The organism is Anaerostipes caccae L1-92 (assembly GCF_014467075.1).
In the GTDB taxonomy this organism is placed as follows: Bacteria; Bacillota; Clostridia; order Lachnospirales; family Lachnospiraceae; genus Anaerostipes; species Anaerostipes caccae.
The window spans coordinates 2,421,216-2,446,047 of record NZ_AP023027.1 but is presented as its reverse complement, the minus strand read 5'-3'; the positions used below and the strand labels follow the sequence as shown (position 1 = coordinate 2,446,047).

Here is a 24,832-nt window from a genome sequence, read left to right as displayed (position 1 = left end):
TCAGGTTCTTATTGATCTTTTCCTTCCCAGACGATCTGTTTGTAGCGGTCCGGGTCTGTGTCTCCTTCGGTTGAGAAGAGGAGAACTTTTGAGTCACGGTCTAGTTCTAAATGCTCACGGAGATCTTTATATTCCTCCATGGTCATGAGGCTTGCAAGGAGTCCGAAAGGAGCTGCGCCGGATTCCCCGGAGATAACCTGCGGGTCTCCCTTCAGCGGAGCGGAGAGCATCCGCATTCCTTTTCGGGCTACCCAGTCGGGACAGGCAGTGAAAGTATCCACATGGTTTTTTAAAATATCCCAGGAGAGGGTATTCGGTTCCCCGCAGGCAAGCCCGGCCATGATGGTCGGCATATCACCGTCCACGATCTGGATGCTTCCGTCTTTTTTTGCGGCACCTTTGTAGAGGCAGGCAGCTGATTCGGCTTCCACCACGATCACTTTCGGCGGGTTTTCCGGATAGCGGTTGGCAAAGTAGCCCTGGACTGCTCCGGCCAGAGATCCGACGCCGGCCTGGATGAACACATGGGTAGGCCGTCCGCAGCCGTCTTCAGAAAGCTGTTCGTCGGCTTCCATTGCCATGGTTCCGTAGCCCTGCATGATCCATGAAGGGATCTCCTCGTATCCATCCCATGCTGTGTCCTGTACGACTACGCCGTGAGGTGTCTCTTTTGCGGCGGCGGCAGCCATGCGGACACATTCATCGTAGTTGACTTCCTCTATGGTAGCCTGGGCATTCTCGGCTAATATATTTCGAAGCCGGGTCTGTGTGGAGCCCTTCGGCATAAATACCACAGCCTTTTGTCCGAGTTTGTTTGCGGCCCATGCGACGCCTCTTCCGTGGTTTCCGTCTGTTGCGGTAAAGAAGGTTGCCTGACCGAATTCTTTTTTCAGCGCTTCGGAAGTGAGAACATTATAAGGAAGGTCTTCTACCTTTTTTCCTGTTTCTTTTGCTATGTAGCGGGCCATGGAAAAGGACCCTCCGAGGACTTTAAACGCATTCAGCCCAAACCGGTAGGACTCATCCTTTACGTAAATGCTGTCAAGTCCCAGATAATCAGCCATTCGGTCCAGCCTGGCCAGAGGCGTTTTGCTGTACTGGGGAAAACTTTCATGGAAGGCTCTGGCTTTCTTTATTTCATCCAGCGCCATGATGCTTAAATGCCGGTCATCGGTTTCAGGCATTTCATTGACTGCCCATTTGATTGTTTCCATATAAATCAAATCCTCCTTTATTTGTTGACGTCGATGTAGCTGTATAAAGTAAACTTTGAGATGCCAAAGTACTTGGCGACTTTATCACCGGATTTTGTGATCAGAAAGGCTCCGGCATCATTTAAAAACTGAATGGCCTTTACTTTCTCTTCCTTGTTCATAAGGGCAGCGGGTTTTCCAACCAGAGTGACAGACTGTTCGATCAGACTGTCCAGCAGGTCGTGTACATTTCCCACGATAGCGGTAGGCTCATCCTTTTTCTGTTCCTCCACATGCATCAGAGACTGAAGGGAAGCGTCGATCATTAAAAGAGCACTGATGTCGTAATTGATGGCCACGATATAGTGTACTTTTCCGTCATCCCCTTTTACAAAGGTTGTTGTGGATTTTAATATTTTGCCGTCGGATGTCTTAATCTGATATGCGTAGTGGTCCTTGATGTCTTCCGGATGTTTGTGAAGTGTCTCTAAAACGACCGCGGAAGGGCCGTCTCCTAATTTCCGGTTGGTGACGTGTCCGTTTTCGATGTGTACGATGGTATGTTCCATATCCTTACTTGTAAGGTCATGTATAATGACTTCGCAGTCCCTGCCGAACTGCATGGCGATCGTATGCGCCATTTGCTTTAATAGTTCCAGCTCCGGATTCATATTGATCACTCCTTTTCTGAGTGTTTTGGTTGCCTGATAAGTTAATCATAGCACGTTTTTTTAGGATTGCAATAAAAAAATACAAAAATTTTTAGATATCACAAAAATATTTTGTATACATGCTGCGGAACGGTTGTTTTTTAAATTTTAGGATGCTATATTTAGATTATCGAAAGAGTACCTGCACAAAGAATAGGAGGTCAAGTTATGTTAATTGTCGGGAACGGAAGAATGATCACAAGAGATGTCAGCTGCCCATTTTTAGAGGACGGCGCTGTTGTGATGGACAAAAATAAGATCATAGAAGTCGGCCAAACAGAGGACATAAGAAAGGCATATAAAGAGGCGGAGTATATTGATGCGAAGAAAGGCGTCATTATGCCCGCCTTCATTAATACCCATGAGCACATATACAGCGCCATGGCCAGAGGACTTTCCATTGACGGATACGATCCGAAAGGCTTTTTAGACATCTTAGACGGCATGTGGTGGACTATAGACCGGAATCTATCGGAGGAACAGATCTTACAGAGCGCCAGGGCTACCTACATTGACAGCATTAAAAACGGTGTGACGACGGTATTCGACCACCATGCCAGCTTCGGCAGCATTACGGACAGTCTCTTTATTATAGAAGAAGCGGCAAAAGAACTGGGAGTTAGAAGCTGTCTGTGTTATGAAGTTTCCGACAGGGACGGAATGGACAAAGCAAAGGAAGCGGTTATGGAAAATGCAAGGTTCATTCAGCATACTCTGAAGGATGATACAGACATGATCGCCGGCATGATGGGAATGCATGCGTCCTTTACCATCTCCGATGAGACGATGGAACTGGCGGCGGCCAACAAGCCGGAGGAAGTGGGATACCATATCCATGTGGCAGAGGGCATCGAGGACCTTCATCACTGTTTGAAGCACTACGGAAAAAGGATCATCGACCGGCTGATGGACTGCGGAGTACTGGGAGAGAAGACTCTGCTCGGACATTGTATTTATGTAAATGAGCATGAAATGGATCTGATCAGGGATACGGACACGATGGTCGTCCACAATCCGGAATCCAACATGGGAAATGCCTGCGGCTGCCCTCCGACGATGAGGATGGTACAGAAGGGAATCCTTGCCGGACTTGGAACCGACGGCTATACCCATGATATGACAGAATCTTATAAGGTGGCAAATTTACTGCATAAACATTCTCTGTGCGATCCGAATACCGCATGGGCGGAAGTGCCGCAGATGCTTTTTGAAAACAATGCAAAGATCGCGGGCAGGTATTTTAAGTCCCCGCTTGGAGTTCTTAAAAAAGGTGCGGCCGCAGATGTCATCATCGCTGACTACGATCCGCTGACACCGATGAATGAAAGCAATGTAAACGGGCATATCCTGTTTGGTATGACCGGAAGAAATGTAGTGACTACCATCGGAAACGGAAAGGTTCTGATGAAAGACCGCAGGCTCCTGGTGGCCGATGAAGCCCAGGCCATGGCAAAATGCAGAGAAGAGGCAGAGAAACTGGCCGATACGATCAATAACCGATAGGAGGATGAATTTATGAGTGATATTATGACGTCAATTCCCTTTCGAAAGCTCCTTGACTGGGTGCTGAGAGAAAAGGAAGAGAAGGGAACAATCTTTGGTGTCCGCAGGCCTTACGAGGCTGATCCGTCTGAGACCGTACAAATTTTTGGACGGAAACTGGAGACACAGATCGGACCGGCGGCGGGACCCCACACACAGCTTGCCCAGAACATCGCGGCAGCTTACGTGGCGGGCAGCAGATTTTTTGAACTTAAAACCGTACAGATCATGGACGGAGAAGAACTGTCTGCCTGTGTCAATAAACCGTGTATCCTTGCAGAGGATGAGGGATATAACTGTGAATGGTCCACAGAGCTCTATGTGCCCCAGGCGATGGAAGAATACATAAAGGCGTGGTTTTTGCTGCATATTATTTCAAAAGAATACGGTCTCGGTGCTGCGGACGGATTCCAGTTTAACATCAGTGTGGGCTATGACCTGGCAGGCATCAAGTCTGAAAAGATCAACACCTTTATCGACACGATGACGGAGGCAAAAGACAGCAGTATTTTCAAAGAATGTATGAGGGAAGCCAAGCTTATGGCAAAACGGCTTCACAATGTCACTGAGGAAGATATTGAAGCTATTCCGTCCGATATATGCAATTCTGCGACGATTTCGACTCTTCACGGATGTCCTCCCCAGGAGATTGAAAGCATCGCCGACTACCTATTAAAAGAAAAAGGCCTGCATACCTTTATCAAATGCAACCCGACACTGCTCGGGTATGAATTTGCCAGAAAGACCATGGACGGCATGGGCTATGACTACATGGTGTTCGGGGACTTTCATTTTAAGGACGATTTACAGTATGAGGATGCGGTGCCGATGCTCACAAGGCTTATGAAGCTGGCGGATGAAAAGAACCTGGAATTCGGAGTGAAGATTACCAACACTTTCCCGGTGGATGTGAAAGAAAACCAGCTTCCGAGCGAGGAGATGTATATGTCAGGAAAGGCATTATTTCCACTGTCTATTTCCCTGGCAGCAAAGCTGTCTGAAGAGTTTGGAGGAAAGTTAAGGATTTCTTATTCCGGAGGCGCGGATGCCTATAATATTGCAGAAATCGTGGGGGCAGGAATATGGCCGGTCACGGTGGCCACTACTCTGCTGAAGCCGGGCGGTTACCAGCGGCTTTCTCAGATGGCGGAGAAGCTTCAGGAACGCGGAGTCATGCTTCCGTTCAAAGGCGTTGACGTGAATGCGGTTTCAGAGCTTGCCGTGAAGGCCAGGACAGATAAGCACCATGTAAAAGCCGCAAAGCCGCTTCCTTCCAGGAAAATGAAACAGCCGGTTCCGCTTTTGGACTGTTATGTGGCGCCTTGTAAGGAGGGATGCCCGATCCATCAGGATATTACGGCATACATGCCGCTGACCGACGAAGGCAAATACAAAGAGGCGCTGGAAGTCATCATGGAGAGAAACCCTCTTCCATTTATCACAGGAACCATCTGTGCCCATAACTGCATGAGCAAATGTACGAGAAATTTTTATGAGGAACCTGTACATATCAGAGACAATAAACTGAAGGCAGCCCTGGGCGGTTATAAAGATGTCCTGGACTCTTTAAAGCCGGCGGAGAAGAACGGCAAAAAAGCCGCTGTCATCGGAGGCGGGCCGGCCGGAATGGCGTGTGCGTATTACCTTGTGAAGGCAGGGACGGAAGTAACGCTGTATGAGCAGACAGATTCCCTGGGCGGCGTGGTGCGCCATGTGATTCCGGAGTTTCGGATTCCTTCTGCCTCCGTGGAGAAAGACGCTTCCTTCCTTGAGAAACTCGGCGTTGACATCCAGCTGAACGTAAAGATCGAAAATGCACAGGCGTTGAGAAAGCAGGGATATGACGCGGTGATCCTGGCTGTGGGGGCATCCAAGCCCGGAGAACTTTCACTGGAGAAAGGAGGCGTGATCAACGCGCTGGAATTCCTGAAAGAGTTTAAGGAAAAAGACGGGGATGTGATGATCGGAAAGAATGTTGCGGTGATCGGCGGCGGAAACACAGCCATGGACACGGCACGGGCGGCAAAGCGGACAAAGGGCGTGGAGCATGTCTATCTTGTATACAGGAGAACAAAGCGGTATATGCCCGCCGATGAAGAAGAACTTTTAATGGCTGTGGAAGACGGCGTGGAATTCAGAGAACTGCTGTCACCGGTGCTTTTAGAAGACGGAAAATTGGTCTGTAAGGTTATGGAACTCTCTGACCCGGATGAGTCAGGGCGCAGAAGTGTGAAGAGTATCGGTAAGCGCACAGAAATACCGGCGGATACCGTGATCGCCGCAGTGGGAGAACAGGTGCCTTCGGATTTCTATCAGGAGAACGGAATCCAGGTGGACAGCAGGGGAAGGGCAAAGACCGACCCGGAAACGCTGATGACCAGCCAGGAAGGCATTTACGTGATCGGAGACGGACTCTGCGGCCCGGCTACGGTAGTCGAAGGCATGAGAGATGCCATGCTTGCGGCTTCTGACATTCTCGGATCTTCAGTTTCCAGAGGAAACGACAATCCTGCGCAAAAGTCAGACTGCTGTGAGAAGAAAGGAATACTGAAGGATTCAAAGGAAGAAGAAAACCAGAGCAAAAGATGTCTCGGCTGCGATGTTGTATGTGAAAACTGCGTGGATGTCTGTCCGAACCGGGCCAATGTATCCATCCATGTGCCGGGATTCGAAAAAGACCAGGTCGTTCATATCGACTATATGTGCAATGAGTGCGGGAATTGCAGGAGCTTCTGCCCGTACGACAGTGCGCCTTATCTGGATAAATTTACTCTGTTTGCCAATGAAAAGGATATGGAAAACAGTAAAAATGACGGATTTTTTGTACTGGACCGTGAAGAAAAGAAATGTCTGGTAAGGTATCTGGGAGAAACAATGACAGTGAACTTGGAGGATGAGAGTTCTGCAGTGACAGAAGGTTTGAGAAGGCTGATGACCGTCATCTGTGAAGACTACGCATTTTATCTGCTTTAGTCTGCGGTCCGGAACGGGGAGTCCGGCAAAGCGGGCTGTTGAGCGGACAGCAGGGAGATAGTAGATATGTTTGATAGTTTTAAGAGTAAGACAGGAGTAAAAGAGCTGTTTTTGACCGATGGGAAGCCGCCGTACAAACAGGCGCTCCCTCTGGCGCTGCAGCATGTAGTGGCGATGATCGTGGGATGTGTCACACCGGCCATCATCGTAGCCGGGATCGCATTATCAAGAGGTGAGATATCACCTGAGGATAAGATCGTTCTTGTACAGGGCGCGCTGATCGTCGCTGCGGTGGCGACGCTTTTGCAGCTTATTTCGTTAAAAAACAAAGTGGGGTCCGGCCTGCCTGTCATCATGGGTGTCAGTTTTGCATATCTGGCAACCATGCAGGCGGTAGTCCAGGAATTTGATCTGGCTACACTGTTCGGCGCACAGCTGACCGGAGGAATCGTTGCAGTCATCGTAGGTATTTTTATCAAAAGAATCCGTTCTTTATTTCCGCCGATCGTGACGGGAACGGTAGTATTTACCATCGGGCTTTCCCTATATCCGGTAGCGGTGGGATATATGGCAGGAGGCACCGGATCAAAGGATTACGGCAGTGTTAAGAACTGGGCGGTAGCCCTGATCACGCTGGCGGTAGTCGTGGGACTGAGCCATTTTACGAAAGGATTTTTGAAACTTTCCGCGATCCTGATCGGCATCTGTGTCGGATATGTGATCGCCGTCATTCTCGGAATGGTGGACTTCAGTCCGGTCCTCTCGGCGTCCTGGGTGCAGCTTCCGAGGCCCCTTCATTTCGGGATCAAGTTTGAGCCCTCTTCCATGATTACCATGTCGATCCTGTTTGTCGTGAACTCGGTGCAGGCCATCGGGGATCTGACGGCCACAACACAGGGAGGCCTGGGCAGAGAACCTTCGGACCGGGAACTCTCCGGAGGCATCATCGGAAACGGACTGGGCAGCCTGTTCGGTGCGCTGTTCGGCGGCCTTCCCACAGCTACCTTCAGCCAGAATGTAGGAATCGTGGGAACCACGAAGGTTGTGGCGAAGAGAGTATTTTATCTGGCGTCAGGGATCATTCTGGCAGCAGGACTGCTTCCGAAGATCGCGTCTCTGCTGACCACGATCCCTCAGTGTGTATTGGGAGGGGCGACCATATCTGTATTTGCCTCTATTGCCATGACAGGAGTGAAACTGATAGCAAAAGCAGGGCTTAACAACCGGAATACGGCGATCGTCGGTCTTGGAGTGGCTGTCGGAATGGGCATTACACTGGCTCCGGATTCTCTTGCACTGTTTCCGTCATGGGTCATGATGGTTTTCGGAAAATCAGCGGTTGTACTGGCGACCCTGATCACAGTTGTACTGAACCTGATCATTCCGCAGGAGGAAGAAAAAGTGAGGGTCCGCAGGAGGATTCCTCTGAAATTTACGGTCAAAGAAAAGAATTTCAAGAACCTTAAGTCGCTGTAAGATGTGACGGGAATGGAGGGATAGGTATGTTCCGATGTACGGTCAATAAAAAAGAATATGTTGTGGAAAAGGACCAGAAACTGATCCGTTTTTTGAGAGACGAACTGAAGCTTAAATCTGTCAAAGACGGGTGCAGCCAGGGAGCCTGCGGTACCTGTACGGTGCTGTTGGACGGGAAGGCTGTGAAAGCCTGCATCCCGATGATGTCAAAGATGGACGGCAAAGAGATTCTCACGGTGGAAGGTATTCCCGAGGAGGAAAAAGAGGTTTTCATCTATGCATTCGGGGAGGCGGGGGCCGTCCAGTGCGGTTTTTGTATTCCGGGAATGGTCATCTGCGCCAAGGGTCTCCTGGATGTAAATTTGAATCCGACGAGGAAGGAGATTGCTTTCGCACTCAGGAATAACATCTGCCGCTGCACCGGATATAAAAAGATCATGGATGCGGTGGAACTTGCGGCCAGACTTTTCCGGGAGGGAAAGAAGATTCCGAAGGAGAACGGACAGTGGAAGGTGGGCGAGAGAGTCCATCGGCTGGATGTGAGAGAAAAGGTACTGGGTACCGGGGAGTATACGGATGACATCGAGATGGAAGGCATGCTTTTTGCAAGCGCCGTCCGCTCGGAATATGCCAGGGCAAAGGTGCTGTCCGTCGATGGCTCAAAGGCCCTTGCCGTTCCCGGTGTGAAGGCCGTGATCACGGCAAAGGATATCCCGGGGAATGTCCGGACCGGACATCTGAAACGGGACTGGTATGTGCTGATCCCGGAAGGTACAACGACAAAATATCTGGGAGATTCCATTGCCCTCGTGGTGGCTGAGAGCGAGGAGGCGTTAGTTGAGGGGAAAAAACTGGTGAGGGTCGAATATGAAGAACTCACTCCGGTGAAGAACCCTTACGAAGCCATGAGAGACGATGCGCCCCTCGTGCACAGTGACGGCAACCTCCTGGCAAGAGAATACGTATGCCGGGGGAATGCAGAGGAAGCCATTAAAAATTCCAGACATGTGATCAGCAAAAAGTTTCATACTCCGTGGACAGAACATGCATTTCTGGAACCGGAGTGCGCAGTGGCTTTTCCATATAAAGAAGACGGAGTGAAAGTTTACTCCTCGGATCAGGGAGTGTATGATACCCAGAGGGAATGCTATGAAATGCTCGGCATTTCGCCGGAAAAGGTGTATGTGGAAAATAAGCTGGTGGGCGGCGGCTTCGGCGGAAAAGAAGATATGACGGTCCAGCACCATGCGGCATTGGCTACCTACCTTTTAAAAAGACCCGTGAAGGTGAAACTAACCAGAGACGAGAGCATCCTGATCCATCCGAAGCGTCACCCTATGGATATGGAATTTACCATGGGATGTGACGATAATGGAATCATTCAGGGAGTGAAGGCAAGTATCATCTCTGACACCGGAGCCTATGCGTCCCTCGGGGGACCCGTGCTTCAGAGGGCCTGTACCCATGCGGCAGGTCCGTACAATTACCAGAATTTTGAGATCGAAGGCCGGGCGTACTATACAAACAATCCACCGGCAGGCGCGTTCCGGGGGTTTGGCGTGACCCAGAGCTGTTTCGGGCTGGAGATGGTTCTGACACTGATGGCGGAGAAAGTGGGAATCTCTCCGTGGGAGATCCGCTACCGCAACGCCATACGGCCAGGACAGGAACTTCCCAACGGACAGATTGTGGATGACTCCACAGGACTGGCAGAGACATTAGAGGCAGTAAAAGACGTTATCGACGAGTATCCGGACGCAGGCATCGCCTGTGCCATGAAGAACGCCGGAGTCGGCGTGGGCATCCCGGACACCGGACGATGTATTTTGAAGGTGATCAGTGGGAAACTTCATATAAGAAGCGGTGCATCTTGTATCGGACAGGGACTTGGGACTGTTTTGGTCCAGGTAGTCGGAGAAGAGACCGGACTGTCCGGAGATGATATCGTCTATGAGGCTTCCAACTCCATCCTGGCTCCCGATTCCGGGACGACTTCCGGTTCCAGGCAGACGCTGGTCACCGGTGAGGCGGTAAGGAGGGCATGCGCTCTCTACAACGAAGCGGTCAGGGGAAAGAACATCACGGATCTGGAGGGACAGGAATTCTATGGGGAATATCTGGCAGAGACCGATCCGATGGGAAGCGATAAGAAAAATCCGGTGTCCCACGTGGCTTACGGATATGCCACTCAGGTCTGTGTGCTGAATGAGGACGGAACGATCAAAAAGATGGTGGCGGCCCATGATGTGGGGAAAGCCATCAACCCTCTCTCGGTGGAAGGGCAGATCGAAGGCGGTGTGGTGATGTCCCTTGGATTTGCGCTGACCGAACAGTATCCGATCGATGAAAAGCTGAAGCCGACGGCAAAATACGGAACCCTGGGACTTTTCAGGGCAGATAAAGTGCCGGAGGTGGAGAGCCGGATCGTAGAGAAAGCAGGACTTCCGGTTGCATGCGGAGCCATCGGAGTCGGAGAGATCACGTCCATCCCAACGGCACCGGCTGTGGCCTCTGCGTATTATAAAAAGAATGGTATATTTGAGCAGAAACTTCCGCTTAAGAACACACCATATGCAAGAAAAAAGAAATCATGATCATATAAAAAGGAGGCGGTTTTCGATGAAATACTTATTGAAAAATGGGACATTTGTGTCCGGAGACCAGATGAAGAAAGCCGACGTTCTGATTGAAAATGAGAAAATAGCAAAGACAGGACCGGATCTTAATGATCCGGAGGCCGTTGTTATCGATGTGACCGGGAAACTTTTGTTTCCCGGTTTCATTGACGCTCACACCCATTTTCAGCTGGAAGTCGCAGGGACAGTGACGGCAGATAATTTTGACACAGGGACCAGGGCGGCCATAAAGGGAGGCACTACGACGGTCATTGATTTTGCCACCCAGTATAAAGGCGAAACGCTGGAGAAGGCACTCGAAAACTGGCATATGCGGGCGGACGGCAGAAGTTCCTGTGATTATTCCTTCCACATGGCAATTTCCGACTGGAATGAGCAGACGGCTGAGTCTATGGAGCATATGATGGAAGAAGGGATCACATCGTTTAAACTTTATATGACGTACCAGGACATGATCCTAAATGACCATGATATTTTTATGGCGCTCAGGAAAATGAAAGAGATCGGCGGCATTACAGGCGTCCACTGTGAAAACGCAGGAATGATCGATGCGCTGACAGAAGAGGCGAAAAAGAGAGGGGATTTGGGAGCCGATGCCCATCCGAGGGTAAGGCCTGACGGGGCGGAAGCGGAGGCAGTCAACCGGCTGCTGGCAATCGCAAAAGAGGTGGATATTCCGGTGATCGTCGTCCATCTCACATGCAGGGAGGCGCTCGATGTCATCGAGAGGGCGAGAAACAGCGGACAGACGGTGTTTGCGGAGACCTGCCCCCAGTATCTGCTGCTGGATGAGTCTTTTTATGAGCGCAGAGAAGATGGAAGAAATTATGTCTGTTCCCCGCCTTTAAGGAAGAAGGAACACCAGGAAGTACTCTGGGAAGGACTAAGGACGGGAAAAATTCAGACAGTGTCCACGGATCACTGCAGTTTTACGGTGGAACAGAAGAATATGGGAAAGGATGATTTTACCAGAATTCCAAACGGGATGCCGGGGGTGGAAACCAGAGCCGTTTTACTTTATACTTATGGAGTGGGCTCAGGCAGGCTGACACCCCAGCAGATGTGCCGGTTGCTGTCAGAGAACCCTGCGAAGCTTTACGGACTTTATCCAGAGAAAGGCTGTATCATCGAAGGAAGCGATGCGGATATCGCTGTGCTTGATCCGGAGGGTGAAGATATCATCACTGCCCGGACACAGGAACAGAATGTGGATTATGCCCCGTTTGAGGGGATAAAAATAAAGGGAACCATCGACAAAGTTTTCCTGCGAGGCTGCCTTGTGACCGACGGAGGAAGAGTCGTGAAAGAAAAACAAGGAAAATTTATAAAGAGAGGACCTCATATGTTATGAAGCCAATCGTTGTAAGAGGCGGCGGGGACATTGCCACCGGGACCATTTATCAGCTGAGCAGGGCCGGATATCCGGTCCTTGTCTTAGAGACAGAACATCCGTCTGCTATCCGCAGGCAGGTGGCATTCTGTGAAGCCGTCTATGAAAAAACTGCATCTGTGGAGGGCCTGACCGCTGTGCATGCAGATTCTCTGGAGGAAGCCATGGACATGGTTAATCCGTCAAGACCTGTGGTGCTTGTTGATTCGGAGGGGGATTCTATCAGAGAGATAAAACCCGATGTGGTGGTGGATGCTATTCTTGCAAAAAGAAACCTTGGGACCAGAAGGGATATGGCAAAGCTGACCATTGGATTGGGACCGGGATTTAGCGCAGGCAAAGATGTGGATTATGTGATCGAGACGATGCGGGGCCATAACCTCGGAAGGGTCATCGAAGAAGGTCCTGCCATGGCTGACACAGGCGTTCCCGGCAGGATTATGGGATACGGGAAAGAAAGAGTCATTCACGCTCCGGCAGAAGGAATCCTGTACGGGCGGACCGGGATTGCCGCACAGGTAAAAAAGGACGATGTCATTGCCGTGATCAGAGAAGACGGCGGCACAGAGGTGTCTGTATTCGCATCTCTTGACGGGATCGTCCGGGGACTCATCCGGGACGGCTACCCGGTGAAAAAAGGATTTAAGATCGCGGATATTGATCCCAGGATCGGAGAAAGAGATAACTGTTTTACGATTTCAGATAAGGCAAGGTGCATCGCCGGCAGTGTGCTTCAGCTTATATGTGCCGGTGAGAAAGGACAGCGAAGAAGGTGAGACGATGAAGAAAGTACGGGTTCAGGATGCTGTGGGCATGGTGCTCTGTCATGATATGACAGAAATCGTGCCGGGCAAGTTTAAAGGACGGGCATTTAAGAAGGGGCATGTAGTGAAGGAAGAGGATATCGAAAAGCTGCTGGATATCGGCAAGCGTTATCTCTATGTCTGGGACCTGGAAGAAGGATATGTCCACGAGGATGATGCGGCGCAGCGGATGGTAAAAGCCGCCGCCGGAGCAAATATCTCTTACGGAGAACCGAGAGAAGGGAAAATTGAGCTCAGGGCATCCTGCCGGGGTGTCTTAAGAATTAATATCGATCTTCTGTACGAGTTAAACGGCTTAAAAGATGTGTGCTTTTCCACCATCCACTCCGGAAAGACAGTGGAAGAGGGAAAGGTTCTGGCAGGCACAAGAGTGATTCCTCTCGTGACAGAGGAAGACATGCTTTTACAGTTTGAGAAACTCTGTGAAGAGAAAGGCCCGCTGATCGAAGTCCTGCCGTTTCGTCATACAAAAATCGGAATCGTGACCACCGGTTCAGAGATCGCTGACGGGCGTATTGAGGATAAGTTTGGTCCGGTGCTTAAAAGAAAAGCAGAAGAACTGGACGGAGAGATCATCGGTCAGGTGTTTCCGGGAGATGAGAAAGAAGAAATCACAAATGCAATCCTTGATTTTATCGGACAGGGTGCGGATATGGTCCAGGTTTCCGGCGGCATGAGTGTGGACCCGGATGACGTGACGCCCTCTGCTATCAGAGACTGCGGCGGTGAGGCGGTCACTTACGGAAGCCCTGTGCTTCCGGGAACTATGTTTATGCTTTCCTATGTAAAAGGAATTCCGGTTGTGGGACTGCCGGGCTGTGTCATGTACTCGAAGCGCACGGTGTTTGATCTGGCGGTGCCGAGACTTTTGGCCGGGGAAAAGCTTACAAGAGAAGATTTTATAAAAATGGCGCATGGAGGATTTTGCATGCAGTGTGATCCGTGCACTTATCCGGACTGCGGATTTGGAAGGTAGGAGAGATGAACGATTTTTCACATTTTGACACGAACGGCAACGCCGTCATGGTGGACGTGTCAGACAAAGAAAATACAAAAAGAGAAGCGGCTGCACAGGGCAGAATCTTTGTCGGAAAAGAGGTCTATCAAAAGATCAAGACGAAGCAGGTAGAAAAAGGCGATGTACTTTCGGTGGCCAGGATCGCAGGCATTATGGGGGCAAAACAGACCAGCAGTCTGATTCCTATGTGTCATGTACTGCTGATCCATAAATGCAGCGTGAACTTTGAGATGCGGGAAGAAGATTATTCGATCAGGGCTGTCTGTACGGTGAAGACAACGGGAAAGACCGGAGTGGAGATGGAAGCGCTCACAGGGGTGCAGATCGCACTTCTGACCATATATGACATGTGCAAGGCAGTCAGCAAGTCCATGTCTATGGGAGACATTCACCTTCTTGAGAAGTCCGGAGGAAAAAGCGGACCGTTCCGCTATGTTTCGGATAATATGCCAGAAACGGAGGACAGCAGTGGGAAAGATTGAGGCAATCTGTATCAGTGAAAAAAAAGGGACTGTAAAACGTCCGGTAGAAGAAGCACTTCTCGTTGAGGAGTTTGGAATCCGGGGGGATGCCCACGCCGGAAAATGGCACCGGCAGATCAGTATTCTCGGATATGAGAAAATAAAAGAGTTCAACGAGCAGGGAGGAAAGGTGGAGGACGGAGACTTTGGGGAAAACCTTATTGTATCCGGAATCGATGTGGACGGTCTTGCTGTGGGCGATCGTCTCCTGGCAGGTGAGGTGATTCTGGAAGTGACCCAGAGGGGAAAGGAGTGCCACAGCCACTGCGAGATTTACAAAAGGGTCGGAAAATGCATTATGCCCACAGAGGGCATCTTTCTGAGAGTGGTCCGCGGAGGGACCCTTCGGGCAAATGATGAGATCATAAGAGCATGAGGAGAAGAAATATGGCATACAGAATCGCAGTCATCACGCTGAGTGATAAAGGAGCAGCAGGTGAGCGCCGGGATGAAAGCGGTCCGCTGATTCGAAGGATCACAGAGGAGCAGGGCTTTGAAGTGGTTTCGGCTGAAATCCTTCCGGATGGGATAGAACCGCTGAAAGGAAGACTCATAGAGATTTGTGACCAGTACACGGCGGATCTGATCCTGACCACGGGAGGCACCGGATTTTCAGAGCGGGACCTGACGCCGGAAGCCACACTTGAGGCCGCGGAACGGCTTGCTCCTGGAATCAGCGAAGCCATGCGCCTGGAATCGTTAAAGATTACAAAGAGGGCAATGTTAAGCCGGGGAGTTTCTGTCATAAGGAAGCGCACGCTGATCATAAATCTTCCGGGCAGCCCAAAAGCAGTCAAAGAAAATCTGGAATGTATCCTTCCCACACTTTCCCACGGACTGGGTATCCTGTGCGGAAAAGAATCGGAATGCGGACATCCGGGGAAATAGATATTTGACTGTATACCCTAACATTTGTTATGATAAAAGGACGGGATTATCAATAGTTCCTAAAAATCATGAAAGGATTCGTTATGGGAAAAGTTGCAGTAATTACAGATAGCAACAGCGGAATCACACAGAATCAGGCAGGGGAGTATGGGATCTACGTGCTGCCTATGCCGTTCTATATTGATGAGAAGCTGTATTTTGAGGATATTACCCTGACTCAGGAAGAATTTTATAAGAGACTTGGGGAGGGCGTGGATATCAAGACATCTCAGCCTGCTCCGGGAGATGTGATGGATTTGTGGAACAAGGTGCTGAAAGAATATGATGAGATCGTTCATATCCCTATGTCCAGCGGCCTGAGCAGTTCCTGTGAGACGGCTCATATGCTGGCAGAGGACTTTGACGGCAAAGTCCAGGTAGTGAATAACCAGAGGATTTCTGTCACCCAGAAGCAGTCCGTGCTGGAAGCCAAAAAGATGGCAGAGCAGGGCATGGGTGCGGCCGAGATAAAGAGCATACTGGAAGAACATAAGATGGAGTCATCTATTTTTATAACCGTAGATACATTAAAATATTTAAAGCAGGGGGGAAGGATTACCCCCGCAGCTGCAGCCATCGGCTCTGTTTTGAATATCAAGCCGGTGCTTCAGATCAAGGGAGAAAAGCTGGATGCATTTACGAAGGCAAGAGGGATGAAGCTTGCCAAGAAAAAAATGCTGGAGGCTGTAGATAAGGAACTGAACGAAATGTTTGGCCCGTCTGTGGAAAAAGAAGATGTCAATATTCAGGCCGCCTATACGGGAAGCAGGGAAGAAGCCGCTCTCTGGGCAGAAGAGATCAAAGGACGTTTTCCGGGCCATCACTTTGAGATGGACCCGCTCTCTCTGAGCATCGCATGTCACATAGGCTACGGAGCATTGGCAATCGCATGGACAAAAACTCTTGTATAAATATGAAACAGGAGGTATGAAATGAAAGATACAGTCAAAGATTTAAAGGAAAGAAGAAGCATAAAAAAGTATCAGGACAGACAAATCGAGGAGGAGGACCTTCAGGAGATTCTGAGGGCTGGGATGAACGCACCCACCGGCATGGGAATGCAGTCACCGGTCATGGCGGTCATACAGGACAAAGAAACGATTTCCAAATTGTCGAAGATGAATGCGAAATTCCTGGGAAATGAATCAATCGATCCTTTTTACGGAGCTCCGACGGTGATCGTTGTTTTGGCAGACAAAAACCGGCCCACATATGTGGAAGACGGCAGTCTCGTGATGGGAAATCTGATGAACGCTGCACACGCGCTGGGAATCGGTTCCTGCTGGATTCACCGGGCGAAGCAGGAGTTTGAGAGTGAAGAAGGCAGGGAACTCCTGAGACAATGGGGAATTGAAGGAGATTATGCCGGCATTGGCCACTGCATTCTGGGATACCAGGACGGAGAGACACCGAAGGCAAAACCCCGGAAGGAACATTACATTTACAGAGTTTGAACATAAAACAAAAAAGACGCTTTTTGACGGCCCGTTTTATAGGAGGCATCAGAAAGCGTCTTTTTTGTTCTATTATTTTCCTATCCCGTTTAAGAGGGCGGTAAAATCATCTTCCGGCATAGGCTTATAGAAATAGTAACCCTGAATCGTGTCGCAGCCGATATTTTTTAGAAAATCTACCTGCTCTTTATGTTCGATTCCCTCTGCTACGGTCCTTATTTGTAATTCCTTTACCATCGAAATGATTCCCCGGATGACGGTTAAATCTTTTTTGGAATCCGGGCTGCTGACAAAAAACAGGGAGTCCAGTTTCAATACATCGATCGGGATGTCCTTCAGCATGCTGAGAGAAGAGTAGCCTTTTCCGAAGTCATCCATGGCACAGAGAAATCCGTGTTCGTGAAGCTTCGCGATGATCTCCAGGAAATATTCTGTGTTCTCGAAACACGCTGATTCCGTGAACTCGATCTCCAGCAGACCGTCAGGGATCTGATATTCTTCTTTAATGGAAGAATAAATTCGTACAAAATCCGGATTATAAAACTGGATCTTAGAAACATTCACAGAGACCGGGATGACGGGGAGGCCGGATTTCAGCCGGTTTTGCATCAGAATACATACTTCCCGGAACACATACTGATCCAGTGTGCTGATCAGAAAATTCTTTTCAAGCACCGGAATAAAGGAGGCAGGAGAAATCACCCGTCCGCTCTTATCCTGCCAGCGCACCAGGGCTTCAGCTGAATCAAAAGAGTCAGCTGAAAGGTTTACTTTCGGCTGATAGTAAACGATAAACTCCTTGTTTTTTAACGCATCGCTGAACCGGCTCTGAATGTTGATCTCCTCCACCATCTGTTCCCGGATGCTGTCGGTGTAAAAGGCGTAATGGCGTTCTTCCTGGCCTTTTACCGTCTTCTGGGCAAAATTGGCACGGTCCAGGATGGAATCGATCTCTATGGAAGAAGGCACATCTTTGACACAGCATATACCGCCGTAGATGGTAAGGCTGTAATGTTCTTTGGAGTCCATGGCGAAAGCACGGATACGGCTGTCCACGGCTTTTTGGCGTGCGATGAGCTCTTCCCGGTATTCATACTTCCTTAAAATGACGAATTTATCTCCGGAGATGCGGGCGAATGTCTCACCTTCTGTCATATCTTCCGACAGGAATACGGCATACTGTTTTAATAGAAGGTCGCCGAAATCATAACCAAAAATATCATTGCAGTATTTGAAATTCTGAAAATCCAGATGGAAAAATGCATAATCACACAGAGGGTTGGAAGCCAGGAGATGCTTGGAATCCAGCCGGAACTTTTCAAGATTTGAGGCTTTCGTAAGCGTATCCTGATAGGCGATAGATTCCAGGTTTGTGTTCCTGCGCTCCAGATGAAGCAGTCTTCTGAAATAGATGAGAAGGATGCAGACCCATGTAAAAATCGCCACGGCAGAGAGGGCGATACTCAGCCGCGTAAAATTTTTAATTTGTCCATTTGAATAGTTATCCGCAATAAATACAGTATCGTTGGCGGTTGCAAAAAAATTTTCACTCAGAGCGAGCAGTCTTTTCGAATCGGCTCCGTCCCGGACCATGTCTATTTCTTTTTTTATCTCGTCCCATTCTTTGGAGAGCTTTTTCAGACTTTTCTTATATGTAGGATCTTCGAGAGGTGTCAGGCCGTATTTTCCTTCACCGGTGGAAAGCTCCGTTAAGATGTCGTCCACATAATCGATCAGGTAATCTTTAGACTGCCGGTTGGACTCCAGTTTGACGATCCTCTGTCCGCATCCGCGCACGATTCCGAGATAGTTAATCAGTTTGCCGTAGCCCTGCATATTTACAATAGAGCGCACAGAAAAAAGACTTGCAAAAATCATCAGCAAGAAAAAGACTGGTATTAACACTCTATTCCAACGTTTCATGAAGTCTCCCCTCTTCATTAGCCAATGCTTTGTCTGTGATATTTCCCAGGACATCCCTTTTTATCTTCTTTTCATTATACCGGAAAAGTCCTTCTGTTGTCTATGATTATTAAAAGAAACAGGAAGATCGGTATACTACGATATATGGCTGATATACTCCCGAATCACACCGCAGGAATTCTCAAATTTTTCTTTCTCCTTATCAGTCAGGGATATCTCTATAACCTGTTCAATTCCGTCTTTTCCGATAATACATGGAACTCCCGCATGAATGCCGTATTGTCCATATTCTCCTTCAAGGAGAGGAGAGACCGGAAGGACTTTTTTTGAATCATGGAAGATAGAGCGGACAATCTCTGACAGAGCGATGCCGATACCGAATTCTGTGCTGCCTTTGCCCTCGATCACCTCGTGTCCTGCATTGGCAGTCTCCTTTTCAATCTGTACAAGATCCAGTTTTCCATACCGTACCGGATCATCTTTCATCCACTGAAGCAGCGGTTTGCCGGAAATATGGACCGCAGAAAAAGGTATCATCTGTGAATCACCGTGTTCGCCCATGACAAAGGCCTGGATAGAACTGCGGTCCAGGTGCATCTTCTGGGAAAGAATTCTTCTTAACCTGCACGAATCCAGAGAAGTTCCGGTGCTGAAACAGCGGTTTTTCGGAAGGTCCAGCTGTTTTCTCAGATAATCCGCCACGATGTCGGCCGGATTGGAAATGCTGATCAGGATTCCCGGTATATGCAGGCCCTGCATATGAGAGGCGACCTCTTTCATGATGCGGATAGAGTCATCCAGCATATCCAGACGGGTCTGGCCCGGGAGCCTTGAAACACCTGCGGCCATAACGATGACATCCGCATCCTCCGCATCCCCATAGTCTCCTGTCCGGACGGTGATCTGATGCGGGAGCAAAGAAACCGCATCGTCAAGGTCCAGCGCCTGGCTGTAAGCCTTTTCTCTGTCAATATCTATGTAAACCAGTTCATCCACTTCACCCCGGTACATGAGGCTGAGCCCGCACATAGTTCCCACGTGCCCCGCTCCGATGATAACGATCTTTCTAAGTTTCAATCCCATAGTCTGTCTCCTTTACAGTATTGCTTTCATGTGATAAAATCGTAGCACTTTCAATTTTAAAAGTCAACGCAGGGGACAGGGGAGATGATCATATGAAACATTGGCAGAACAGGATGCACACGGCCAGGAGAAAATGGGCGGCGGCATTCCCTGTTATTTTTGTGTCCTTATTTATGTTTTTTTCGATATTTCTTCTGTTTGGAATCGGCCAGGTAATCATGGTATCCTTTCTGACCCTTTTATTTCGGACAAAGAGCCAGAAAGATTTTTCCTTACAGGACCTGCTGCACTGCTACGGGATCATGCTCATCGTGTGCGGGGCATCGTACGCGGCATCCCTAAATCTGATCCTATGCTTTTTCCTGAATCTGCTGGTACCGTTCTTTCTAGTATTTCTTCTGACAGATAAATTTAACCCCAAAGCGTATTTTTTGTACGGAATGGAATTTGTGTTTCTTCAGCTGCGCCCGATCCCGGCACAGGCAATGCCTGCGCGCTTATGTGCTTTTTTCTATGCCTTTGCCGTTCTCACAGCCTTTTTGTATCTGCATTCCAGAATCATCAAGAAGAAAAGGCATTATGGAACTGTGAGAAAAGGAATGAATAATCTGGCGGTGCAGCTTGCCAGGCTTTCAGATGGGGAGAAGGATTCAAGGGATAAAGAGGAGCTGATTCGGATGATGTACCATATGAATCAGGTGATTTACTCCAGCCGCAATTATACATATCTGTCCAACGGATACGGCACGGTGAATTATTATTTTATGCTTATTTTCCAGCGTTTCCAGTACCTTCTGGATGAAATAATCGGAGAGGATGACATCAGAGATTCAGAAAACCGGGAATATTTCAGAAAGCTTTCCGGTATATTTTTCAGCGTGGAGCAGAAGATGAACCAGTCAGATAACGGTGAGCTCATAGAAAAAATCAAAAGCTTCAGCAGGACGGAAAATCTGACATCCAGAAGGGCCGGAGAGGGAATGAACGGGATCTTGGAACTGCTGTGTTTTGCGCTTTCAAAAATCACCGAGATAAAAATGAATCGGAAGGAGAAAGAGTGGAAGATTCCGGATGTTTCTCATAGAGTAAAAAGCATGAGGTCCTATCTCAGGCTGGATCAGTTTCATATGAGATTTGCGCTGAGACTCGCTATCGTCCTTTGCATCTCTTTTACAGTCTGCAGACTGACGAATCTGGAACATGGCTACTGGTATCCGATGAGTTCTTTTCTCATGCTGATGCCGTATTCGGAGGAAAGCATGATGAAGATCAACAACCGTATTCTCGGGACCATCGCGGGGCTGGGTGTGACCTTTGTGCTGACCGAACTATTTAAAAGCCTCGGCGGACATATCGCTGTCATTGCCGTCATGACCTGCCTTATGTATTATGTACCGGTCACCTCATGGACGATGCCTATGTACAGCACCTGCTACGGAATGGCGCTTACTACACTGAGCATGCCCAGGGGAGAAGCCATGGAACTCAGGATTCTGTATGTGGGGGCTGCGGCTGTGACCGTACTTCTTGCAAATAAATTTCTCCTTCCGATCACCGCTGAGTCTGAATTTTTAAAAAGTGTAAACAGCCTGCTGGATATCGATGAAAAAATAATGGGAGAAGTACGAAAGGGAAAAGACAGTGACCTGAACATGATGCGGGAGCTGCTTGTGCAGTTTCAGATGGCTTCAAAGGAGATTGAGGATTACACAGAAAAGCATTTAAATCCGGAAGAGAAGAAATTTTTCCGCCAGCTCCTGCCGGTCAATGCCCAGCTGGTTTCGGAGATGGAACAGATCGGTTCCTATATGCGCAGAAGACAGATGACTCCGAAGAATAACATGATGCTGGAAGAACTGCTTGGAAACATTGAACGGGCACTGAAAAGAATTAGAAAAAGTTACACAAAAAATGAACTGACAGGTTCCATGATCCTGGAAGAGGACAGGGTATATGGATGTCTGGACGAAGAACTGTATTTTAATACTCTTGCCATGAACTGCCTGGGGACCGTCAGGGAACTGAACGAGATTTTCCGGTGTAAATAAAGGCTGCGGAATGCTGTACCGCAGCCTTGTTTCTTTTTGGTTGATTTTATCAACTAAAATCAACTTCTAATCCATTGTAGTATTTCTGTATACGGTTATAATGAATTTGAGGTGATGAATATGAAGGAGTTAAATCTGTCAAATATTTTGGTGAAAAAGAGAAAAGAAAAGGGAATAACCCAGGATCAGCTGGCAGCCTATATCGGTGTCTCTAAAGCTTCGGTATCTAAGTGGGAGACCGGGCAGAGCTACCCGGATATTACGTTTCTGCCCCAGCTGGCGGCCAATTTCAACATGAGTGTCGACGAACTCATAGGATATAAGCCGCAGATGACAAAGGAAGACATAAGGAAGCTTTATTTAAGGCTGGCAAAGGATTTCAGTCAAAAGCCGGCAAAAGAAGTATTTGAAGAATGCGACGGGATCTTGAAGAAGTATTATTCCTGTTTCCCTCTTATTATGCAGATGATCATTCTGTACATGAACCATTTTGTCCTGCTGGAGAAGCCGGAAGAACAGAAAGACGTAATGAAAACAGCGGCGGATCTCTGCCGGAGAGTGAAGGAAGAAAGCGGTGATGTCCTTCTCTCCTCTCAGGCAAACTCTCTGGAAGCCAGAATGGAACTGCTGGAGGGACATCCTGAAAAGGCGCTGGAACTTCTGGACGAGGAAGTCAGGGCAAATTATTTTGATGAGGGTATCTTGTCGGAAGCGTACCGCATGCTGGGAAATGAGGTAAAGGCCAAGGAGACAGTCCAGATCAGTCTGTATCAGAATCTGGTGGGCGTAATGTCATTTATGATACAGGAACTGACTCTGTATGAAAAAGATGAAGAAAAGTTTGAAATGCTTGTCCAAAGAGGCTGTCAGATCGCAGAGGTATTTGAAATGGATCTTCTGCATGTAAATGCAATGGCACAGTTATATTTCGCGGCAGCAGTAGGGTATATGGGACAGAAAAAAGAAGAAAAAGCACTTGCCATGCTTGAAAACTATGAGAGAGTCTGCCTGAATAATCTGCTGCCGTACACACTGCATGGAGATGATTTCTTTGATCTTGTCGATCCATGGCTGAATGAAATGTGCCTGGGAGTCCAGGCGCCGCGGGAAGAAAAACTGATCAAACAGTCAGTGACAGACGGGTTCAAACACCCGGCATTCGAGCCGCTCACAGGAAATCCCAGGTTTGAAGAGATAATAAAACGCATACAGAAAGAATGGAGGTTATGACGATGAATGAGTTAATGGAATATATGCCTTTTTTGATCCCCGTGATCATATTGGAACTGGTGCTGATGGTGACCGCCCTGGTACATGTGCTGAGACATCCGGATTACCGGTTTGGAAACCGCATATTTTGGATATTAATTGTCATGTTTATACAATTTTTAGGGCCGGTTGTGTATTTTGTATTTGGAAGAGGGGATGAATCATGAACGTATTGGAGATTCAACATCTTTCAAAACAGTTTGGGAGCCATCAAGTATTAAGAGACTTAAATTTTCAGGTGCCGGAGCACTCTGTATATGGATTTTTAGGCCAGAACGGAGCCGGAAAGACGACGACGATGAAGATCATCCTTGGACTTTTAAAGGCTGACAAAGGGGAAGTGAAGGTGCTGGGAGAACCGGTGCGCTACGGCTGTACAAAGACAAACCGCAGAGTGGGATATCTGCCGGATGTGCCTGAATTTTACGGCTATATGAATGCAGAGCAGTATCTGCGTCTGTGCGGGGAGATCACAGGTCTCACTTCAAAAGAGATAAGTTTAAGAAGCGAAGAGCTTCTCAGACTGGTAGGGCTTTCGGAGGAAAAGAAAAAAATCCGCGGATATTCCAGAGGCATGAAACAGCGTCTGGGCATTGCGCAGGCACTGCTCAACGAGCCCAGGCTTCTGATCTGCGATGAGCCGACTTCTGCCCTGGACCCTCTGGGACGAAAGGAGATCCTTGATATCCTTTCAAAAGTCAGGGAAAAAACAACAGTGTTATTTTCAACCCATGTGCTGTCCGATGTGGAGAGAATCTGTGACCGGGCGGCAGTGCTAAAAGACGGCAGACTGGTCCTTTCGGGAAGCCTTGAAGAACTGAAGGCACAGCGCAGGAAAGACAGCCTCTGTCTGGAGACGGGCACGCCGGAAGGACAAAATCTGCTGGAATCTGAATTTCAGAAGAAGGGATATGTTTTTGAGGTTGAGAAAAAGAATGGAGTTTTAATTTTCCACACATCAGATATGGCCCGTTTGGAAACAGAGCTTATGATCTGCATGACAGAGCACAATATATGTCCAATGAAGATGGAAGTGCAGAAGCCGACCCTGGAAAACTTATTTATGGAGGTGATATCATGAGGGCGTACTGGGCGTTTACAAAAAAAGAGCTGCTGGAAAGTATCTGCACTTATAAACTGCTGATCCTCGGATGTATATTTCTGATGTTTGGCTTTATGAACCCTGTCATAGCAAAGATTACCCCGGAGCTCGTGAAAAGTTTTATGCCCGGAGGCATCAGCATCGATCTTCCGTCTCCCTCAGCTGCGGATTCCTGGATGCAGTTTTTTAAAAATGTGCCTCAGATGGGGCTTGCTGTTTTAGCCATTCTCTTTTCCGGAATGATAGCAGGCGAGATTCAAAAAGGAACTTTAGTCTTGATGGTCACCAAGGGGCTTTCCCGGACTGCGGTGCTCTGCTCAAAGTTTACAGTGGCAGTCCTTTTGTGGACGGCTTCCTATGCGGTGTGTACGGGAGTAACCTATGGCTATACGGTTTATTTCTGGAAAATGGAAGGCATAGACCATCTGGTGGCTGCGCTTCTGGGGGTATGGCTGTTCGGGGTACTGCTGCTGGCCTCTGACCTTTTGGGAAGTGTGATTTCAAAGAGCAGTTATTCCAGTCTTTTATTTACAGGGATAATGGTCGCTGTGATGTTTCTGCTGAATATCGTACCGAAAATCCAGGAATTCAATCCGATACGTCTCGTATCCGAGCCGTATGGATTGATTACGGGGACCCTCAGACTTTCGGATTTTTCCGGGAACTTTCTGGCGGCGGGAGTGCTCCTGCTGATCCTCTTAGTTTTATCGGGCGCTGCCTTTGGAAAAAAACAGCTTTAAGAA

The 24,832-nt window shown here is 48.5% G+C and carries 21 protein-coding genes; 17 read left to right on the top strand and 4 right to left on the bottom strand.

The features are described 5' to 3' along the window. Nucleotides 1-8: 8 nt before the first annotated feature. Both dpaL and ANCC_RS11965 read right to left on the bottom strand, forming a co-directional pair. Nucleotides 9-1,214: a diaminopropionate ammonia-lyase gene (gene dpaL / locus ANCC_RS11970; RefSeq protein WP_006569039.1), complete on the bottom strand. Its 1,206-nt coding sequence runs from the start codon at nucleotides 1,212-1,214 to the stop codon at nucleotides 9-11. Nucleotides 1,215-1,231: 17 nt separating this feature from the next. Then, nucleotides 1,232-1,864 (bottom strand): helix-turn-helix transcriptional regulator, encoded by a 633-nt coding sequence (locus ANCC_RS11965; RefSeq protein ID WP_006569038.1) that lies wholly within the window; start codon nucleotides 1,862-1,864, stop codon nucleotides 1,232-1,234. Nucleotides 1,865-2,071: 207 nt separating this feature from the next. Here ANCC_RS11965 and ssnA point away from each other — a divergent pair, with 207 nt between their 5' ends. The 12 genes from ssnA (at nucleotide 2,072) to ANCC_RS11905 (ending at nucleotide 16,664) form a co-directional block, all read left to right on the top strand. Further along, nucleotides 2,072-3,406: a putative aminohydrolase SsnA gene (gene ssnA / locus ANCC_RS11960; RefSeq protein WP_006569037.1), complete on the top strand. Its 1,335-nt coding sequence runs from the start codon at nucleotides 2,072-2,074 to the stop codon at nucleotides 3,404-3,406. Between the two features lie 12 nt (nucleotides 3,407-3,418). After that, entirely contained in the window at nucleotides 3,419-6,418 is a 3,000-nt protein-coding gene (gene ygfK / locus ANCC_RS11955; RefSeq protein ID WP_006569036.1) for a putative selenate reductase subunit YgfK, read from the top strand. Nucleotides 6,419-6,484: 66 nt separating this feature from the next. Further along, nucleotides 6,485-7,894: a uracil-xanthine permease family protein gene (locus ANCC_RS11950; RefSeq protein WP_006569035.1), complete on the top strand. Its 1,410-nt coding sequence runs from the start codon at nucleotides 6,485-6,487 to the stop codon at nucleotides 7,892-7,894. A 26-nt stretch (nucleotides 7,895-7,920) separates the two neighbouring features. Then, complete coding sequence (xdh, locus tag ANCC_RS11945) at nucleotides 7,921-10,488, top strand: selenium-dependent xanthine dehydrogenase (RefSeq protein WP_006569034.1); 2,568 nt, start codon at nucleotides 7,921-7,923, stop codon at nucleotides 10,486-10,488. 25 nt (nucleotides 10,489-10,513) lie between these two features. Next, complete coding sequence (hydA, locus tag ANCC_RS11940; protein WP_039947122.1) at nucleotides 10,514-11,881, top strand: dihydropyrimidinase; 1,368 nt, start codon at nucleotides 10,514-10,516, stop codon at nucleotides 11,879-11,881. Further along, complete coding sequence (yqeB, locus tag ANCC_RS11935) at nucleotides 11,878-12,696, top strand: selenium-dependent molybdenum cofactor biosynthesis protein YqeB (protein WP_006569032.1); 819 nt, start codon at nucleotides 11,878-11,880, stop codon at nucleotides 12,694-12,696. Before hydA ends, yqeB begins: the two co-directional genes overlap by 4 nt. Before the next feature lie 4 nt (nucleotides 12,697-12,700). Further along, on the top strand, nucleotides 12,701-13,720 hold the full coding sequence (locus ANCC_RS11930) for a molybdopterin-binding protein (protein WP_039947120.1): 1,020 nt from the start codon (nucleotides 12,701-12,703) through the stop codon (nucleotides 13,718-13,720). A gap of 5 nt (nucleotides 13,721-13,725) precedes the next feature. After that, nucleotides 13,726-14,244: a cyclic pyranopterin monophosphate synthase MoaC gene (gene moaC, locus ANCC_RS11925; protein ID WP_006569030.1), complete on the top strand. Its 519-nt coding sequence runs from the start codon at nucleotides 13,726-13,728 to the stop codon at nucleotides 14,242-14,244. Further along, complete coding sequence (locus tag ANCC_RS11920) at nucleotides 14,231-14,659, top strand: MOSC domain-containing protein (protein ID WP_006569029.1); 429 nt, start codon at nucleotides 14,231-14,233, stop codon at nucleotides 14,657-14,659. The genes moaC and ANCC_RS11920 overlap by 14 nt, the downstream gene beginning before the upstream one ends. Next, a complete protein-coding gene (locus tag ANCC_RS11915; RefSeq protein ID WP_006569028.1) occupies nucleotides 14,656-15,171 on the top strand; it encodes a MogA/MoaB family molybdenum cofactor biosynthesis protein in 516 nt (171 codons plus the stop codon). The genes ANCC_RS11920 and ANCC_RS11915 overlap by 4 nt, the downstream gene beginning before the upstream one ends. An 83-nt stretch (nucleotides 15,172-15,254) precedes the next feature. Beyond that, entirely contained in the window at nucleotides 15,255-16,121 is an 867-nt protein-coding gene (locus ANCC_RS11910; RefSeq protein ID WP_009290396.1) for a DegV family protein, read from the top strand. A 21-nt stretch (nucleotides 16,122-16,142) separates the two neighbouring features. Further along, on the top strand, nucleotides 16,143-16,664 hold the full coding sequence (locus ANCC_RS11905) for a nitroreductase (RefSeq protein WP_006569026.1): 522 nt from the start codon (nucleotides 16,143-16,145) through the stop codon (nucleotides 16,662-16,664). Nucleotides 16,665-16,736: 72 nt separating this feature from the next. Here the strand turns inward: ANCC_RS11905 and ANCC_RS11900 are convergent, their stop codons facing one another. Both ANCC_RS11900 and ANCC_RS11895 read right to left on the bottom strand, forming a co-directional pair. Then, entirely contained in the window at nucleotides 16,737-18,587 is a 1,851-nt protein-coding gene (locus ANCC_RS11900) for a putative bifunctional diguanylate cyclase/phosphodiesterase (RefSeq protein ID WP_039947118.1), read from the bottom strand. A 135-nt stretch (nucleotides 18,588-18,722) separates the two neighbouring features. Beyond that, the gene (locus ANCC_RS11895) at nucleotides 18,723-19,670 is read right to left on the bottom strand and encodes an L-lactate dehydrogenase (RefSeq protein ID WP_006569024.1); all 948 of its coding nucleotides are present in this window, start codon (nucleotides 19,668-19,670) and stop codon (nucleotides 18,723-18,725) included. 92 nt (nucleotides 19,671-19,762) lie between these two features. Here ANCC_RS11895 and ANCC_RS11890 point away from each other — a divergent pair, with 92 nt between their 5' ends. From ANCC_RS11890 to ANCC_RS11870, 5 genes are all read left to right on the top strand, one after another. Continuing rightward, nucleotides 19,763-21,718, top strand: coding sequence for an FUSC family protein (locus tag ANCC_RS11890; RefSeq protein ID WP_039947117.1), 1,956 nt, complete (start codon nucleotides 19,763-19,765; stop codon nucleotides 21,716-21,718). Nucleotides 21,719-21,838: 120 nt separating this feature from the next. Further along, nucleotides 21,839-22,948, top strand: a complete 1,110-nt coding sequence (locus ANCC_RS11885; protein ID WP_039947116.1) for a helix-turn-helix domain-containing protein — start codon at nucleotides 21,839-21,841, stop codon at nucleotides 22,946-22,948. A gap of 2 nt (nucleotides 22,949-22,950) precedes the next feature. Then, nucleotides 22,951-23,154, top strand: a complete 204-nt coding sequence (locus ANCC_RS11880; RefSeq protein WP_009290401.1) for a PLDc N-terminal domain-containing protein — start codon at nucleotides 22,951-22,953, stop codon at nucleotides 23,152-23,154. Beyond that, the gene (locus ANCC_RS11875) at nucleotides 23,151-24,068 is read left to right on the top strand and encodes an ABC transporter ATP-binding protein (RefSeq protein WP_006569020.1); all 918 of its coding nucleotides are present in this window, start codon (nucleotides 23,151-23,153) and stop codon (nucleotides 24,066-24,068) included. The genes ANCC_RS11880 and ANCC_RS11875 overlap by 4 nt, the downstream gene beginning before the upstream one ends. Then, nucleotides 24,065-24,829, top strand: a complete 765-nt coding sequence (locus ANCC_RS11870) for an ABC transporter permease (RefSeq protein ID WP_006569019.1) — start codon at nucleotides 24,065-24,067, stop codon at nucleotides 24,827-24,829. Before ANCC_RS11875 ends, ANCC_RS11870 begins: the two co-directional genes overlap by 4 nt. The last annotated feature ends 3 nt before the right edge of the window (nucleotides 24,830-24,832 follow it).

Excerpts from the sequence above, each read along its gene's own strand:
- dpaL (WP_006569039.1), bottom strand. The coding sequence starts at position 1,214 with ATGGAAACAATCAAATGGGCAGTCAATGAAATGCCTGAAACCGATGAC.
- ANCC_RS11965 (WP_006569038.1), bottom strand. The coding sequence starts at position 1,864 with ATGAATCCGGAGCTGGAACTATTAAAGCAAATGGCGCATACGATCGCC.
- ssnA (WP_006569037.1), top strand. The coding sequence starts at position 2,072 with ATGTTAATTGTCGGGAACGGAAGAATGATCACAAGAGATGTCAGCTGC.
- ygfK (WP_006569036.1), top strand. The coding sequence starts at position 3,419 with ATGAGTGATATTATGACGTCAATTCCCTTTCGAAAGCTCCTTGACTGG.
- ANCC_RS11950 (WP_006569035.1), top strand. The coding sequence starts at position 6,485 with ATGTTTGATAGTTTTAAGAGTAAGACAGGAGTAAAAGAGCTGTTTTTG.
- xdh (WP_006569034.1), top strand. The coding sequence starts at position 7,921 with ATGTTCCGATGTACGGTCAATAAAAAAGAATATGTTGTGGAAAAGGAC.
- hydA (WP_039947122.1), top strand. The coding sequence starts at position 10,514 with ATGAAATACTTATTGAAAAATGGGACATTTGTGTCCGGAGACCAGATG.
- yqeB (WP_006569032.1), top strand. The coding sequence starts at position 11,878 with ATGAAGCCAATCGTTGTAAGAGGCGGCGGGGACATTGCCACCGGGACC.
- ANCC_RS11930 (WP_039947120.1), top strand. The coding sequence starts at position 12,701 with ATGAAGAAAGTACGGGTTCAGGATGCTGTGGGCATGGTGCTCTGTCAT.
- moaC (WP_006569030.1), top strand. The coding sequence starts at position 13,726 with ATGAACGATTTTTCACATTTTGACACGAACGGCAACGCCGTCATGGTG.
- ANCC_RS11915 (WP_006569028.1), top strand. The coding sequence starts at position 14,656 with ATGAGGAGAAGAAATATGGCATACAGAATCGCAGTCATCACGCTGAGT.
- ANCC_RS11910 (WP_009290396.1), top strand. The coding sequence starts at position 15,255 with ATGGGAAAAGTTGCAGTAATTACAGATAGCAACAGCGGAATCACACAG.
- ANCC_RS11905 (WP_006569026.1), top strand. The coding sequence starts at position 16,143 with ATGAAAGATACAGTCAAAGATTTAAAGGAAAGAAGAAGCATAAAAAAG.
- ANCC_RS11900 (WP_039947118.1), bottom strand. The coding sequence starts at position 18,587 with ATGAAACGTTGGAATAGAGTGTTAATACCAGTCTTTTTCTTGCTGATG.
- ANCC_RS11895 (WP_006569024.1), bottom strand. The coding sequence starts at position 19,670 with ATGGGATTGAAACTTAGAAAGATCGTTATCATCGGAGCGGGGCACGTG.
- ANCC_RS11890 (WP_039947117.1), top strand. The coding sequence starts at position 19,763 with ATGAAACATTGGCAGAACAGGATGCACACGGCCAGGAGAAAATGGGCG.
- ANCC_RS11885 (WP_039947116.1), top strand. The coding sequence starts at position 21,839 with ATGAAGGAGTTAAATCTGTCAAATATTTTGGTGAAAAAGAGAAAAGAA.
- ANCC_RS11880 (WP_009290401.1), top strand. The coding sequence starts at position 22,951 with ATGAATGAGTTAATGGAATATATGCCTTTTTTGATCCCCGTGATCATA.
- ANCC_RS11875 (WP_006569020.1), top strand. The coding sequence starts at position 23,151 with ATGAACGTATTGGAGATTCAACATCTTTCAAAACAGTTTGGGAGCCAT.
- ANCC_RS11870 (WP_006569019.1), top strand. The coding sequence starts at position 24,065 with ATGAGGGCGTACTGGGCGTTTACAAAAAAAGAGCTGCTGGAAAGTATC.